General features: G+C 43.8%; 13 protein-coding genes. 8 read left to right on the plus strand and 5 right to left on the minus strand.

The genetic code is table 11. The annotated features are described in order from the left end of the window. Positions 1-141: 141 nt before the first annotated feature. The 8 genes from AC1DP6_RS06485 to AC1DP6_RS06520 all read left to right on the plus strand — a co-directional run bounded on the left by AC1DP6_RS06485 (position 142) and on the right by AC1DP6_RS06520 (position 7,631). Positions 142-3,426, plus strand: a complete 3,285-nt coding sequence (locus AC1DP6_RS06485) for an Ig-like domain-containing protein (RefSeq protein WP_477054098.1) — start codon at positions 142-144, stop codon at positions 3,424-3,426. Positions 3,427-3,627: 201 nt separating this feature from the next. Beyond that, positions 3,628-3,978, plus strand: coding sequence for a 30S ribosomal protein S6 (rpsF, locus tag AC1DP6_RS06490; RefSeq protein ID WP_245898643.1), 351 nt, complete (start codon positions 3,628-3,630; stop codon positions 3,976-3,978). A 4-nt stretch (positions 3,979-3,982) separates the two neighbouring features. Beyond that, positions 3,983-4,255 carry a 30S ribosomal protein S18 gene (gene rpsR / locus AC1DP6_RS06495; protein ID WP_133806446.1) on the plus strand — a complete coding sequence of 91 codons (273 nt, stop codon included), beginning with the start codon at positions 3,983-3,985 and terminating at the stop codon, positions 4,253-4,255. A gap of 6 nt (positions 4,256-4,261) precedes the next feature. Beyond that, entirely contained in the window at positions 4,262-4,708 is a 447-nt protein-coding gene (rplI, locus tag AC1DP6_RS06500; RefSeq protein WP_079469410.1) for a 50S ribosomal protein L9, read from the plus strand. Positions 4,709-4,861: 153 nt separating this feature from the next. Continuing rightward, positions 4,862-5,737, plus strand: a complete 876-nt coding sequence (locus AC1DP6_RS06505; RefSeq protein ID WP_477054099.1) for a hypothetical protein — start codon at positions 4,862-4,864, stop codon at positions 5,735-5,737. A gap of 35 nt (positions 5,738-5,772) precedes the next feature. Continuing rightward, entirely contained in the window at positions 5,773-6,396 is a 624-nt protein-coding gene (locus tag AC1DP6_RS06510; RefSeq protein ID WP_477054100.1) for a rhomboid family intramembrane serine protease, read from the plus strand. Between the two features lie 54 nt (positions 6,397-6,450). Further along, a complete protein-coding gene (locus AC1DP6_RS06515) occupies positions 6,451-7,176 on the plus strand; it encodes a hypothetical protein (RefSeq protein ID WP_477054101.1) in 726 nt (241 codons plus the stop codon). A 53-nt stretch (positions 7,177-7,229) separates the two neighbouring features. Next, positions 7,230-7,631 (plus strand): hypothetical protein, encoded by a 402-nt coding sequence (locus tag AC1DP6_RS06520; protein ID WP_477054102.1) that lies wholly within the window; start codon positions 7,230-7,232, stop codon positions 7,629-7,631. Positions 7,632-7,753: 122 nt separating this feature from the next. On the opposite strand, the gene AC1DP6_RS06525 is transcribed toward AC1DP6_RS06520, so the two are convergent. The 5 genes from AC1DP6_RS06525 to AC1DP6_RS06545 form a co-directional block, all read right to left on the minus strand. Next, the gene (locus AC1DP6_RS06525; RefSeq protein ID WP_477054103.1) at positions 7,754-8,857 is read right to left on the minus strand and encodes a D-TA family PLP-dependent enzyme; all 1,104 of its coding nucleotides are present in this window, start codon (positions 8,855-8,857) and stop codon (positions 7,754-7,756) included. Positions 8,858-8,938: 81 nt separating this feature from the next. Continuing rightward, entirely contained in the window at positions 8,939-10,252 is a 1,314-nt protein-coding gene (locus AC1DP6_RS06530; RefSeq protein WP_477054104.1) for a gluconate:H+ symporter, read from the minus strand. A 49-nt stretch (positions 10,253-10,301) separates the two neighbouring features. Continuing rightward, a complete protein-coding gene (locus AC1DP6_RS06535) occupies positions 10,302-11,579 on the minus strand; it encodes an ABC transporter permease (protein WP_477054105.1) in 1,278 nt (425 codons plus the stop codon). A gap of 138 nt (positions 11,580-11,717) precedes the next feature. After that, on the minus strand, positions 11,718-13,091 hold the full coding sequence (locus tag AC1DP6_RS06540; RefSeq protein ID WP_477054106.1) for an NADH-quinone oxidoreductase subunit N: 1,374 nt from the start codon (positions 13,089-13,091) through the stop codon (positions 11,718-11,720). A gap of 62 nt (positions 13,092-13,153) precedes the next feature. Beyond that, the gene (locus tag AC1DP6_RS06545) at positions 13,154-14,590 is read right to left on the minus strand and encodes a complex I subunit 4 family protein (RefSeq protein ID WP_441573599.1); all 1,437 of its coding nucleotides are present in this window, start codon (positions 14,588-14,590) and stop codon (positions 13,154-13,156) included. Between the last annotated feature and the right edge of the window lie 21 nt (positions 14,591-14,611).

The following is a 14,611-nucleotide window of genomic DNA, read 5'->3' on the forward strand; positions in this document are numbered from 1 at the left end:
CTAAGCAAGCGTAGCATTCATATAAGAATATGATATGGTTAAGGATCTTAACTATTAACAAAAAAATCATATGAAGGATGGTATGAATTCCGTAGATTTAAGATACCGAAATCTGATTACCCCCCTTTCTAAAAACATACTATGGAAAAACCTCTATTCTCTTTATTATTTATTGGTATTCTTATTTGTAACAACGTGGTTGGGCAAACTAATCCAGGGGCAAGGCCATTGCCATATCAACAGGATTTTGATGCCCTTCCCTCTTCTGCCACTACTTACCCGGATGGATGGCAGGGATGGTTGTTAGCAGGCTCGCCTTCCGGCAATTTTAATACCGCAGCACCTTCCGGCGACAAACCACTGATAGCCAATGGCAGCGCATCATCCACTGCTAATGGTGTATACAACTACACCGGTAAACTTGGATTCTTAAACAGTGGTAGTGTGGATAATGCACTGGTACTTTCTGTCAACACCGGCGGGCAACAAAATGTACAGCTGAGTTACGATGTAATGACTATCAGGAATCCTTACGATGGCAATTCAAACACACGTATAAATGAAGTGGTTGTACAATATCGTATAGGCGATACCGGTAGTTTTATTAATATCGGTGAGACTGCCTATCAGAACGACACTATTACACAAACCGGATCGGGTGTTACCTTGCCACAGCATGCTGTCAATAAATCAGTGCTGTTACCTCCCGCCTGTAACAACCAGGCGCTGGTGCAGTTGCGCTGGGTAAACCGACAAATCAGCGGAGCTGGCTCCAGACCTGGATTTGCCATTGATAATATACTGGCAAACGGATCTGGCAGTGATACTACTTCACCTGTTATCAGCAACCTGGTTCCGGCCAATGCTGCAGTGGGGGTATCTCCCGTAACATCTCCCCAGATTACCTTCAGTGAAAATATACAGGCAGGTAATGGATTCATTTTCCTGCACAACAGCAACACGGGTACGACAGACAGTTTGGCTATAAATAATGCTGCGGTAATCATTAGCAATAATGTACTCACTATTAAAAAAATACTGCAGCCTAACCGGCACTATTATATTACAGCAGATAGCGGTGTAATAAAAGACCTGTCAGGAAATGCGTTTGCAGGCATCAGCGACAGCACGCAATGGGGCTTTGCTACCGGCAGTCAGGAACTCAGTTATTCCTTTAACGACTGTACGCCCAGTGGCAGCAGTGTCCTCAGCGGAGGTTTTACCCAGTACAGTGTAAGCGGAGCACAACTATGGGGCTGCACCACTTTTGGTCAAAATAACAGCAATGGCATACAGATCAATGGTTATAGCGGAGGTCCGGTTGAGAATGAAGACTGGTTAATTTCTCCTGCCTTTGATCTGACAAGTTTACATTTCCCACTGTTACAATTCAGCAGTCGTACTGCCTTTGCTGGTCCATCCCTCAGCCTCCGTGTATCTACCAACTATACTGGTAATGGCGATCCACGGCTGGCCACCTGGACGACCATCAATGGTCGCTTTCCTGATGCCGGTAGTGATGCCTGGAAATTATCTTCCGGTATAAATCTTACGCCATTCAAACAAGGCAGTGTTTACATTGCTTTTGTGTATACTTCAGGTCCATCGGTACAGGCAGCACGCTGGACAATAGACGATTTTGTGCTTACAGATACTACTGCCGCACCTGCGCCTACCCTGAACAGTAGTCCTGCTATGCTTGATTTCGATTATGTGAAATCCGGACAAACATCGGAGGCACAAAGCATTCATTTCTGGGCAAATGATTTTACCAGTGATCTGAATATCAGTGCTCCTGCGGGTTTCAAGGTATCACGCGACAACAGCACCTTCAGTAACCAGGTAACCTTTACACTGGCAGACATTAATGCTGGTCCGCAGGATGTATATGTACAGTTTGCTCCTGCAGCCACCGGACAGCCTTACAGCGGTACGCTTAGCTTTAGCAGCACGGCCTTCTCCGACCATCACATTACGTTATCCGGTACTTCGCTGCGCTCTTTAAAAGTAGTTAACTGGAATATTGAATGGTTTGGTAGTCCGGCGCAGGACCCCGCTAATGATAGTCTGCAGCAGGTGAATGTAACCACCGTACTTAAAAAGCTGGATGCAGACATATTTGCATTGGCAGAAGTAGTGGACACCGCGCGCTTCCGGGCAGTGGTAGCCCAGCTGCCGGGTTATAGTTATGTACTATCAGATTTCGGATCTTACGCCGACAGTTTAACAGATGTGGATTATGTGAGTGCACAGAAGCTGGCTTTTGTATATAAAACGGCTGTAATCAGGAAGATCCGGAGCTACGGTATACTGAGAAAAGGCGGCAGCAGCAATGCCTATTATAACTGGTCCTCAGGACGTTTCCCTTATCTGATGGAAGCCACCGCCAAACTGGACAATGATTCGGCGCGGATACAGTTTGTATTATTACATGCCAAGGCCAATACTGGTACCAAGCCGGAAAAAATTACTTCCTGGCACCGGCGTAAGGATGGCTTGAAGGAATTAAAAGATACCCTGGATCTGCAATACCCTTATAGTAATATTATTATGTTGGGAGATTTTAATGATGACTTGTCTAAAACCATCACTACAGAGTTATTACCGGATAGCACCACATCTTACATCGACTTCATGAATGACAGCAGTGACTACCGGCCGCTGACGTTGCCGTTAAGTTTGTCCGGGCAGCGATCTACCATCAGCTTCCCTTCAGTTATTGATAATGTCATTGCTTCCAATGAGGTAGGTGTGGCCTACCTGGCAGGCTCTGCAAGTATTCAAAAGCAGGTAGAGAAACTGGTGAACAGTTATGGCAGCACTACTACGGATCATTACCCGGTAATGAGTCGTTATAGCCTGCCGGTATTGGCGAATCCTTTGCCTGTCACTGGTTTTGATGCCAAAGGCGATGGCAGCAAGGTATTGGTGAGCTGGCATACGCCGTATGAAATCAACAGTAAATACTTTGTGGTAGAGCGTTCCAGGAATTATCAGACATATGAGTCGGTAGATACCATTGCGGCTCATGGCACTACCCGGGAAGCATCGGCCTATATTACCTATGATGAGAAGCCCTGGTTCGGGTTTTCTCAGTACCGGTTAAAAATAGTGGGCCTGGATAGCAGTATCCGGTACAGCCCGGTAAAATTGATTTTCATGGCTGATAAGGATTTTTTATGGAAATTATTGTGGTGTATATTTGGCCGCCAATTGCAGTATTGGATTGATTGGCCGCGTGGTGGACCAGCAAATGTGGAGTTGATAGATGTGCAGGGTCRTGTCCGTTACCAGGGCCATACGGAGTTGATGAAGGGCAAAAATTATAAAACCATTGATATAGGACAGTTGCCAACGGGTATTTATTTCCTGCGGGTACAGTCGGGTGAACAGGTGCAGGTTAGCAAGATTCTCGTTAACCACTGATCTTTTTGAAAAAACCATGCAACGAGACGCCGCCCTGGGCCACCGGGGCGGCTTTTTATATCCTATTCATTTGACTATCAATATAATACACATACATCGCAAGATATTTAGGGAATAACGGGCCAATCGCGTGGAAATAAGGAATAGTTCAGTATCTTTGCGGTCCTAATTTTTTAATTAAACCATTTAAAACAGGGAATTATGAACTACGAATTGATGGTGATCTTTACCCCTGTGCTTTCCGAGGACGACTACAAAGCCGCCCAGAAGAAATTCGCTGATATCATTAAAGATAACGGCGGAGAAATCACGCACGAAAATCCCTGGGGATTAAGATCACTGGCGTATCCTATCCGGAAGAAAACTACAGGAATGTATGTTGTTCTGGAATACAATGCGCCATCCGACCTCAATGAGAAGCTGAAAATCCAGCTGAATCGCGATGAAAATGTATTACGTCACATGGTTACTGCGCTGGATAAGCACGCTGTTACTTACAACGGCCGCAAAAGACATGGCGTAAATGCTGAATCTAAAACCACTGAAGCTTAAAACTATGGCAGTTAAACCGAAACAAGAAATCAAGTACTTAACGGCCGTAAAAACCGAGAAACGTCAGAAGAAATACTGCCGTTTCAAGAAGTTGGGCATCAGGTACGTAGATTACAAAGACGCGGAGTTTTTGAAGAAATTTTTGAACGATCAAGGCAAAATGTTGCCACGTCGTATTACGGGTAACTCCCTGAAATTTCAGCGTAAAGTAGCCCAGGCTATTAAGAAAGCTCGTCAAATGGCTTTATTGCCTTATGTTACTGACCTTTTAAAGTAAGAAGTTATGCAAATTATCTTAATACAAGACGTAGATAACCTGGGTCAGAAGAATGAACTGGTTAGCGTAAAAAATGGTTACGCCAGGAATTTTCTGATTCCTCAGAAATTTGCAGTGGAAGCAAGCCCTTCTAACATGAAGCAACTGCAGGAACGCCTGAAGGTGCAGAAAGTAAAAGAAGAGAAACTGCTGGCTGAAATTGCGAAAGTAGTGGAAGTTCTGAAAGCTTCTCCTGTTAAAATTGGCGCTAAAACCGGTACTTCCGGTAAAATATTCGGTAGCGTAACTGGTGTTCAGATTGCACGTGCAATTAAAGAACAGAAAGGTTATGAAATCGACCGTCGCCGCATCCACATCCTGGATGACGTTAAAGAACTGGGTACATACAAAGCTCGCCTCGATTTCGGTAAAGGCAACGAAACCGAACTGGAATTTGAAGTAGTAGCTGAGTAATATTCCAACTTGTTGGAAAAAGAAACTTCCCGGACTGAATCAGTCCGGGATTTTTTTTGTGTCCGCATGATCGCATATCTGTTCCGTTAGCCAATCAACCGCCGGAAAACTCAAATCTTATTAGTATTTTCATACCCTTATTCCGCCATGAGTATGAAAAATGTTATCTACTGTTTATTTATCGTTATCACTGTTTCAGCCTGTAGTACCAATAAATACAAGGCAGCCGTTCCCCGGCTGACAACTATTGGTATCCGTGGCGACAGTATTCCCCAATATACCTTTCACTATGATGCTGCTGGCAATCTGCAGGAACTGGTGCATCATGAACAGTTGAATGATACCAACATCAGCACCTTTTTTTACGATAGCTCCCATCGCATTACCGGCATGACATTATCCAGCCGGGATACCAACACCAACAAAGTACAGGAACGTGCTAAGGTAACTGCCTGGGATGAAGAGGGTAATGTAACGGCCATACAATATTTCGATGCCCAGGAGCGTCCATTACGTTCTGCCAGCATCCGCTGGAAAAAAGGCCTCCCCGAAGTAATGAAATATTCTGATTCCACGCAGGCGATCAGCTGGAACTACAAACAAGGCAACCCTGAACGTAAGGATATCTGCATAGATACCTTTGCAGGTAAGCAAAAAGATACCCTGATTACTTTGCGAACCGCCCACTATGAGTGGGATGATTCCATTAATCCAATGCATCCGATTCTAAACCAGTTGCTTATCAGCCATGCGGTGGCACCGGTTATTTATCTGACTCCGCTGGGCGACCTCTCCAATGCATTTCTGCACCTGAGTACCAATAATCCTTCCCTGGTGAAGATTACAGAAAAGGAAAAATCAATCTATCAGCAACATTTCCAGGAGTATGAACGTTCCACTGTTGTGCAATACACCTATAACTACAATGGTAACGGATATCCAACAGGAGCATGGGTACACCTGCACAGTGAAGGGTTCACTAAACTGGGCACTGATACCGAGTTCATAATGGAATATCGCTACGAGTAAAGCGTTATTGGTGTTTTTTCATTAACTTTTAGGAGATGAAAATCACAGACCGACTTAAAATAATGCCGGTTACACTGGTGCTGATTAGTATAAATGTGGGAATGTTCCTGTTTACCATCCTAACAGGAATGGATATATGGTGGGGAAATGGTACACAGCTGTTGCACTGCGGTGCCAACTACTGGCCTTTGACCATCCATCATCAGGAGTATTGGCGATTATTAAGTAGTATGTTTTTGCATGCCGGATTGTGGCACCTTTTTACCAATATGCTGGGATTGTTCATTGGTGGTTTTTTCCTGGAGCCCGTATTACGTAGTCTCCGGTATAGTGGAGCTTATATCATTACCGGTCTTTTATCCGACTATGTCAGTATCTGGTTTCATAAAAGTGCAGTAGGAGTAGGTGCATCCGGAGCTATTTTTGGCATTTACGGGGTGTTTCTGGCGCTGCTGACAACGCCTCTCTTCCACCGGGAAACACGTAAGGTGTTCCTGGCTTATATAGGCTTATTTATAGTATTAAACGTAATAGCTGCGGTTATCTCGCAAGGAGTGGATAACGCGGCGCACCTGGCTGGCTTTCTGAGTGGCACCCTTATCGGGTATCTTTTCTTCTTCACTTTAACAAAAACAGATGGAGAAAGACTATCCGTCTAAGCATCCTCACAAAGGTCTAAATACTTACATTTGTACACTTAAATGCGACAAAAGATGATGAATAAGTTATGGTTCCTGCTATGTGCTGCCACTATACTGGTAGTTGGCTGCAAAAATAAACAGGCAGGCAACACTACTACCGCAGCCAACGACTCTACACCGCCAGCCATTCATAATATCCCTGATGATACCCTTCAGATGGGGAGTAAAACATTTTTTGTCTACTTTATTGAGAAAAAAGATTTTGACAAATATCCCCTCCCTCCTGTAGATTCCAACGAAACAGATGTGCTGGCAAAAGATACCCTCGTAAAACGGGAAGGTACCCGGCTCACCATTCAACTGCAAAATGGCAAGCAAAGAGTGATGGCCAACAATAGCAGCGAGGGAGAAGACTATATCGGATACACCTATGCCGCCAATTATCCCGTTATTAAAAGAAAAGGATTTTTTGTTACTTATTATGAAGGCAGTGCTTTTGAACTGGTGAATGCCTTAAACGGAGACTCCATGATGACCTGGTCTGCTCCTGCAATTTCGCCCGACAAAAAATATCTCATCACCTCCTCTATGGACCTCGTGGCTGCCTTTGATCCAAATGGATTTCAATTGTTTTCCGTGAATAATAATGATATCAAACCTGTGGGAGAAGTGAGCCTGACTGACTGGGGTCCGGGTATGGTCCAATGGATTAATAACAAAACAATACTGTCCGAATATATTACCATCGATGAAGAAGGAAACACGCAAATACAATACGTAAAAATGGTGATGCAATAAAGACTATTTAGTATATTTAAATAGCAATCACCAAAATCAAATCCACGCCATACATGAAAAAACTGATCACCTCTGGATTATTGTTTGCATTCACCTTTTCCTATACAGCATTTGCTACGAATATACCCGTCAATACGCTGCTTCAGGTACCTACGATGAATGTAGATGGCACGGCCAGTTCCATTGTAAGTAAGCTGGATAAATCGCTGCAGCTAACGGCCGTACAAAAGCCGAAATTACTCAATATTGTAACAGGCTATTTAAAACAAAAAATAGCTATTCAACCGTTGCAACAAAGTAATCTGAAAGCATATACTACCAAGATGAACAGTATGCAAAATGGCCTGCAATCAAAATTAAAACCATTGCTTACGCTCACCCAGTACACAGAGTACCTTGGTTTGAAACCAAAGTCATATGATGAAACAAATGTTTTGTCAAACTTGTACTACTGAGCGAAAAGCGAAAAGCAAAAGGCATAAAGCAAAAAAAAGTTATTGAAGCGAATGAATAAAGTGGATATTGTTCCGCTCTAATCATTCGCTTCAATAACTTTTTGCTTTTTGCTTTTCGCTTCTTAAACAATAATCTGTCTGTCGCGGGCTACAATCCTCCAGTTGGCTGTAACCGTATTTCCTTCCGCCACATAGGCCTTTTCGTATAAAGCTACCGTAGGACAAATATGCAGTGGTACACCATAAAACACAGTGCCTACCGGATATAATGCAGTATCTGTGACTTTGAGTATCAAGTGTTCCTCACTTTGTGATACTGGTTCTGCTGCCGGTGCATTGAGGAAATATACCCTTGGCTGCGGGCTTTCAGCCGCCACGGATTTATGCCCCAGGTCCAGGCAAATATGCGTTTCATCGATGACAGAAATTACCCGGCTGATCACCAGCGCCGCCCATTTAAATGCCTGCTCCGGCAAGTTTCTGCCATATCCCCAATCCCAGAAAATAAAAGTACCAGGGCTGCATTGAATATCTTTTCTTTTTGCATACACCGGAAAAGTAGGACTGCCTCCGGCAATAATAACCGGCTGCGGAAAGCCACCGGCAACGATTTGCTCTGCCAGCACAGCTACAGGTGCATAGGAAGCATCGCATTTCTCTTTTCGTACATCCATATCCGTATCATGAATATGGCCATCATAAGCGTGTAGTCCTACCGGCGTTATTCCCGGTAAAGTATGCAGGTATTTATATAGTTCCAGTGCTGCTGCTGCAGGTTTGATACCAGTGCGGTTCATTCCTATATTCAAATCCATGTATACCGGCAAACGGCGTCCCTGTGCAGCAAATATCCCGCTGATCGCCAGTGCTGCATCCGGATTATCCGTAATACACGAAAAAGATGTTTGAGGATATTTCTGTACCAGTTCCAGCAAACGTACAATCTTTGGCCCTACCGGCTGATAAGCCAGTAATACATCCGCTGCATTTACCATTCCCAGCATTTCTGCTTCTGCTATAGTGGCACATTTAAAACGCTGTATGCCCGCTTCCTGCATCAGTTGCGCCACTTCCGCAATTTTACTTGTTTTTACGTGTGGGCGTAACCGTTGTACATCATCGATCATCGTTTTTAGCAACGCAATATTCTCTGCTACCCTATCTTTATAAACAACAACAGCCGGAGAGTCAACTTGCGCGGCATTTGTAAGCTGATACCATTCCATGAAAAAAAATTTATTCCAATTTATTTTTATCGTTTCCCTGTACGCAGACTAAAGGAATATAATTACGTATATACATCTTCGTTATACCACCAAACTTAACAGCAAACAACCGATTAACCCTGTTACAGAAACAATCGTTTCCATCACTGACCATGTTTTGATGGTATCCTTCACTGACAAGTTAAAGTATTCCTTGAACATCCAGAAACCTGCATCATTTACATGTGAAAACATCAGGCTGCCTGCTCCGGTAGCCAGCACCATGAGACTAGGATTTACACCAGAAGCCGCTACCATAGGCGCTACAATACCAGCAGTAGTTAATCCTGCTACCGTCGCAGATCCAATACATACCCGTATAATAGCTGCAATACCCCAGGCCAGTAACAGCGGATGCAGGTGCATGTTCTGTAAGGTATCCGCAATATAACTGCTTACCTTGCTATCATGCAATAATTGTGTAAGCGCACCGGAACCACCTATTACAAGAATAATAACGGCTACATCTCTTACCGCTTCATCCATAATACTCATTACTTTTTTTGCCGGCATTCCTCTCCCCAATCCTAATAAATACATGCCGTTTAATACCGCCAGTAACATCACAATCAATGGCTCTCCCAGCCAACTGGCTATGTGATAAATGATATCATCTTCCCTGGCAAATACTTTCACCAGCGCTGTTACTGCCAGTAAAAATACAGGTAACAATGCGGCAAAGAGACTGGTAAACATACCAGGTAACTGCTCTTCCGGAATGGGAGCACCCACAAACATTTTTCCCGGAGGATTCGTGTAATGCTTAAGAAAGCGGGAAAATACCGGCCCTGCCAATATAATAGCAGGTATCGCCACCATAATACCAAATACCAGCGTCATCCCCATATTAGCGTGAAACTGCTGTACCAGCGCAGTCGGTGAAGGATGCGGTGGTAAATAACCATGGGTAACAGATAAAGAGGCCAGCATAGGAATACCCAGGTATACCACCGGCAATTTGGTACGTGCTGCCACTGTAAAAATTAGCGGCACCATCAACACAAATCCAATATTATAAAACAAGGGAATACCCACAATAAAGCCGGTGAGCATCAGTGACCATTGCACATATTTTGGTCCGAACAGGTTCATTAAGCCACCTGCAATCTTCTGCCCTGCCCCGCTTTCCGCTACCAGCTTGCCTAACATACTGCCAAAAACAATGACCACAATCAGTGAGCCAAGCGTTTTACCTATCCCCGTTTGAATAGATTGGGTAATGTCCGTTACATTCATATGCAACGCCAGCCCCATCAGCAAAGACACTATCAGGAAAGAAAGGAAAGTATTTAAGCGCAGCCAGGTTACCAGTATGACCAGTAAAATAATAGCAGCAATAACGATTAATAAGGGCATATGGCTTACTGTTTTACATGAACATGGAAAACAACAAGATAATAAAATATTATTCGTATCTCAAGGCAATGATAGGATCTAATTTAGAGGCTTTATAAGCGGGATAAAGGCCGGAAACCAATCCCACTGCGGCGCATATAGTTACGCCTATTAAAATCCATAACCAGGGTATTATAAAAGATGATTTCAGTAAAACAGACACTATATTTCCTAATAACATACCCATAATTACACCTATCACACCACCCATTACACTGATAATAATGGCTTCAAACAGGAACTGGGTACGCACAACGTGACTGGTAGCGCCCAGGGCTTTGGTTACACCTATTTCGCGGGTACGCTCTGCCACAGATACCAGCATGATGTTCATCAGGCCAATAGCCGAACCGAAAAGGGTAATAAACGCAATCACAATAGCAAACAAATTCACCTTGCTCAAACTGGCGAACAACATTTCCGCTATACTATCGCTTTTACTAATATCAAAATTATCTTCTTCATTTATAGCCAGCCCACGGATAACGCGGAAAAGCCCGGTAGCCTCTCCCTGTGCAGCATCCATCTGCTTGATGTCATTGACGTTCACCCCAATCTGGTAACTGGCACCGGGGCGGTTGAAGACTCTTCGTGTGTTATTAACCGTTGTAATCACCACATTATCCGCGCTCATCATTTTACTGCTCCCTTTGGTAGCCAGCACCCCAATTACCCGGTAACGGATATCTCCCACGCGAATAGTGCTGTTCACCACATTTTTCAGCTCCTTTCCAAACACTTTCTGTGCTACATCATTGCCCAGTATCGCTACATTTCTGCCGGACTGCACATCCAGCGTATTAAAGTCCCTGCCCTGTGAAATCTCATAATTGGAAATCTTCAGGTAGTGTTCATCTCCCCCTATTACCTGTACATTAGGATTCGTTTTCTTCTCATCCTTATATACTGTAGCAATCCCGCTAGCCTGGAAAGAAACACTAACCGTGGCCGGAAAATCATAACGATCACGGAAAGCAATCGCTTCCTGGTAGGTGATAATTTTATTACTATTGGATTTCTTTACTTTCTTAATATTCTTGTTGCCTTTGGATGCTTTATTATCATCATCTCCCATATGCACCTGCATCCCCCGGTTACGGATAGAAAAACTGTTGGCGCCCATACTGGCAAAGCTGCTGTAGATACTGCTCTTCATGCTGTCTATCGCAGTAAGAATACCTACCAGTACTGTAATACCTAATGCGATAATAGCCACAGTAAGGCCTGTGCGCAATTTATTGCCAGTTACAGAACGATATGCCAGTGAAAAAATATCTCTTGATTGCATAATGACGGGTTACCTATAAAGTTAATGTAATATAGCTATTAAATCCATTCCTTTTGGGATGAACGGCTAATCGTATAAAAGAGAAAGACCGAAGTAATACTTCGGTCTTTCTCTTTTATACGATTAGCTGTCAGTTGTTTACAACCAGCATAATAACAGATTCGGGAACAGTCCTAATACCAATACCAGCGCAATAGTCAGGATCAGGCCAGCTTTAAAACCACCGGAGATATTTTCCACCTCCGGTTCGCCTGTTTTAAAATACATGGCAATGATCACGCGGAAATAGTAGTACACACTGATAGCTGCGCAGAGTACCGCCAGTATCACCAGCCACAGTAAGTGACCATGCTGGATAGCAGCAGACAGTACAAAGTATTTCGCAAAGAAACCAGCTGTAACAGGGATACCTGCCAGTGAAAACAGGAACACGGCTACTGCTGCCGCCAGTAAAGGCTGCTTACGTGCCAGTCCGTTGAATCCTTCGAAAGTATAATCCTTCAGTTTCATCAGCACAGCAAACACACCAATGGTGGCAATGCTGTAGGCCGCTGAATAAAGGATAATACCCTGTGTACCCATATTGTTCATCGCCACTATTGCAAAGAGCATAAAACCCGCTTGTGCAATACTGGAATATGCCAGCATACGTTTAACACTTTGCTGAAACACGGCACTGAAGTTACCAAGTACCAGGGTGGCTGCAGTAATAATAGACAGTATCAGTGTCCAGTGTTCGCTGATGGCACCACCGGCGAAGCTGGTATGGAACATCCGCAGGAAAGCCACAAAACCACCGGCTTTTACTACGGTAGACATGAAAGCAGTAAACACAGTAGGTGAACCATCATATACATCCGGTGTCCAGAAGTGAAACGGCACCGCAGATACTTTAAAGGACAAAGCAAACACAATGAGAATGATACCGCATAACGCTAACGGATGAACGCTTTCAGCGCCTAAACCTAAAGCAGCTACATCAAACGTACCGGCTGCACCATAAATCAGGGTAATACCCATGAGCAGGATACCGGTAGAGAAAGCTCCCATCAGGAAATATTTCAGGGATGCTTCATTGCCTTTCAGGCTTTTCTTATCTGCCCCTGCCAGTATATACTGTGGGATAGACATGATTTCAATCGCCAGGAATAACATGAGCAGGTTGCTGAAAGAGGCAGCCAGCGTAATACCCGCCAGGATGAAGAAAATCAGGGCAAAATAATCACCCACATGTTCTCCTACTTTTTCAAACTCACTACCTGATAACAGGAAATATAACAAAGTGGCTCCCAATGCTACCGCATTGAATATCACACCAAATTTGGTCACTTCAATCATGCCATACATTACATATCCGCCAAGCTCCACAGACGGATACTGTGCCAGGTTAGCAATAAATGCTATTATGATGGCCGCGATGGCAAAAAATTTAATATGCTGCTTATTGCGTACAAATAAACCAACAAACATCAGTACAACGCCCGATAAAGCAGTAGAAATTAGTGCATTCATATTTTTGCGTTACAAAACCCCGTTACAAATTTTTCCACCTGTTATTTAGTAACCACTAAATATCAGAATAATTGATTTACCACTTCCGTGGTGCTGCTCACCAAATCCAGCATGGGTTTGGGATAAACACCCAGCACTATGATCATGATCACAACCAGACTCAAAGCAAGGGTTTCACCAGGCTGTAAATCTGTAGTAGTTTCGGTTAAGTCATTGCTCTGACCGAATATTACCTTCTGTATCATACCCAGGGTATAAACAGCAGCGAGGATAATACCTAATCCGGCAAATGCCATGAACCAGTGATTATATTGGAACAATCCGCTGAACATCAGGAACTCACCGATGAAACCATTGGTAAGCGGTAATCCGATGTTAGCCAGACTGATGATAACGAAGAAGATAGCCATGCGCGGAGCTTTCTGTGCCATTCCGCCCAGCTGGTCCATATTCTTAACCCCCAAACGCTGCTGTATCACTTCTACAATGATCCACAAACCAATGATATTGATACCGTGGTTAAACATCTGCACCATTACACCTTGCAGACTTTGTTCAGTATTAGCAAAAATAGCCGCACACATTAAACCGATGTGGGCAATGGAAGAATAGGCAATCAAACGTTTCAGGTCATTCTGCACCATCGCAATGCAGGAAGCATAGATGATACCAATGATACATAATACAATCACTACATCAGACCACATCGCAGCACCTTGTGGAATTACCGGTAATAACCAGCGGATCACACCAAATAACCCCATTTTCACCATTACACCGGAAAGGATCATAGTAACAGGTGTAGGCGATTGCTCGTAAGTATCCGGCTGCCAGGTATGGAAAGGGAAGATGGGCATTTTGATGGCAAATGCCACAAAAAAGAGCCAGAACAACCATTTCTGATCCTCCGGATTCACCTGTAAATGACTAAAGGAAGCCCAGCTGAAAGAATGATCAGGCGTCAAAGAATACAGGTAGATAATACCTACCAGCATTAACAGGGACCCGAGGAAAGTGTATACAAAGAATTTAAATGTAACGGCTATACGTTTTTCTCCTCCCCATAAAGAGCAGAGGAAATAAACAGGTATCAGTGCGAGTTCCCAGAATATATAAAACTGTAGGGCATCAAAAGCGGTGAATACACCGGTTAAGCCGGCCTGCGATAATAACATCAAACCATAAAAACTGTTAGGTTTTTCGTAGTTGCGGTTATAAATGGTGATGAAAACAAGCAGAGAAGCAATCGCTGTCAATAAGCAAAGCATCACACCCATTCCATCTAACCCTACCCGGAATTGACTTCCCAGCTGCGGAATCCAGTTGGCAACAAAGTTCAGACTGTCAGGAGCAGTGCGAAAGGTACACCAGGTTCCTATTGCGATCACCACTGTTGCCAGCGATGAAATCATGCCCAGTACCTTTGGCCCGGACCCCTTCAGACCAAATGCGATAAGGCCTGCTATGAAAGGAATCAATATTAATAAAACTGTCAACATAATTTATCTGCGCTTGTAACT

It is taken from the genome of Chitinophaga sp. 01L420 (assembly GCF_056399985.1).

Bases quoted from the DNA above. Each gene is read 5' to 3' on its own strand.
- rpsF (WP_245898643.1), top strand. From the start codon at position 3,628: ATGAACTACGAATTGATGGTGATCTTTACCCCTGTGCTTTCCGAGGAC.
- rpsR (WP_133806446.1), top strand. From the start codon at position 3,983: ATGGCAGTTAAACCGAAACAAGAAATCAAGTACTTAACGGCCGTAAAA.
- rplI (WP_079469410.1), top strand. From the start codon at position 4,262: ATGCAAATTATCTTAATACAAGACGTAGATAACCTGGGTCAGAAGAAT.
- AC1DP6_RS06505 (WP_477054099.1), top strand. From the start codon at position 4,862: ATGAAAAATGTTATCTACTGTTTATTTATCGTTATCACTGTTTCAGCC.
- AC1DP6_RS06510 (WP_477054100.1), top strand. From the start codon at position 5,773: ATGAAAATCACAGACCGACTTAAAATAATGCCGGTTACACTGGTGCTG.
- AC1DP6_RS06515 (WP_477054101.1), top strand. From the start codon at position 6,451: ATGATGAATAAGTTATGGTTCCTGCTATGTGCTGCCACTATACTGGTA.
- AC1DP6_RS06520 (WP_477054102.1), top strand. From the start codon at position 7,230: ATGAAAAAACTGATCACCTCTGGATTATTGTTTGCATTCACCTTTTCC.
- AC1DP6_RS06525 (WP_477054103.1), bottom strand. From the start codon at position 8,857: ATGGAATGGTATCAGCTTACAAATGCCGCGCAAGTTGACTCTCCGGCT.
- AC1DP6_RS06530 (WP_477054104.1), bottom strand. From the start codon at position 10,252: ATGCCCTTATTAATCGTTATTGCTGCTATTATTTTACTGGTCATACTG.
- AC1DP6_RS06535 (WP_477054105.1), bottom strand. From the start codon at position 11,579: ATGCAATCAAGAGATATTTTTTCACTGGCATATCGTTCTGTAACTGGC.
- AC1DP6_RS06540 (WP_477054106.1), bottom strand. From the start codon at position 13,091: ATGAATGCACTAATTTCTACTGCTTTATCGGGCGTTGTACTGATGTTT.
- AC1DP6_RS06545 (WP_441573599.1), bottom strand. From the start codon at position 14,590: ATGTTGACAGTTTTATTAATATTGATTCCTTTCATAGCAGGCCTTATC.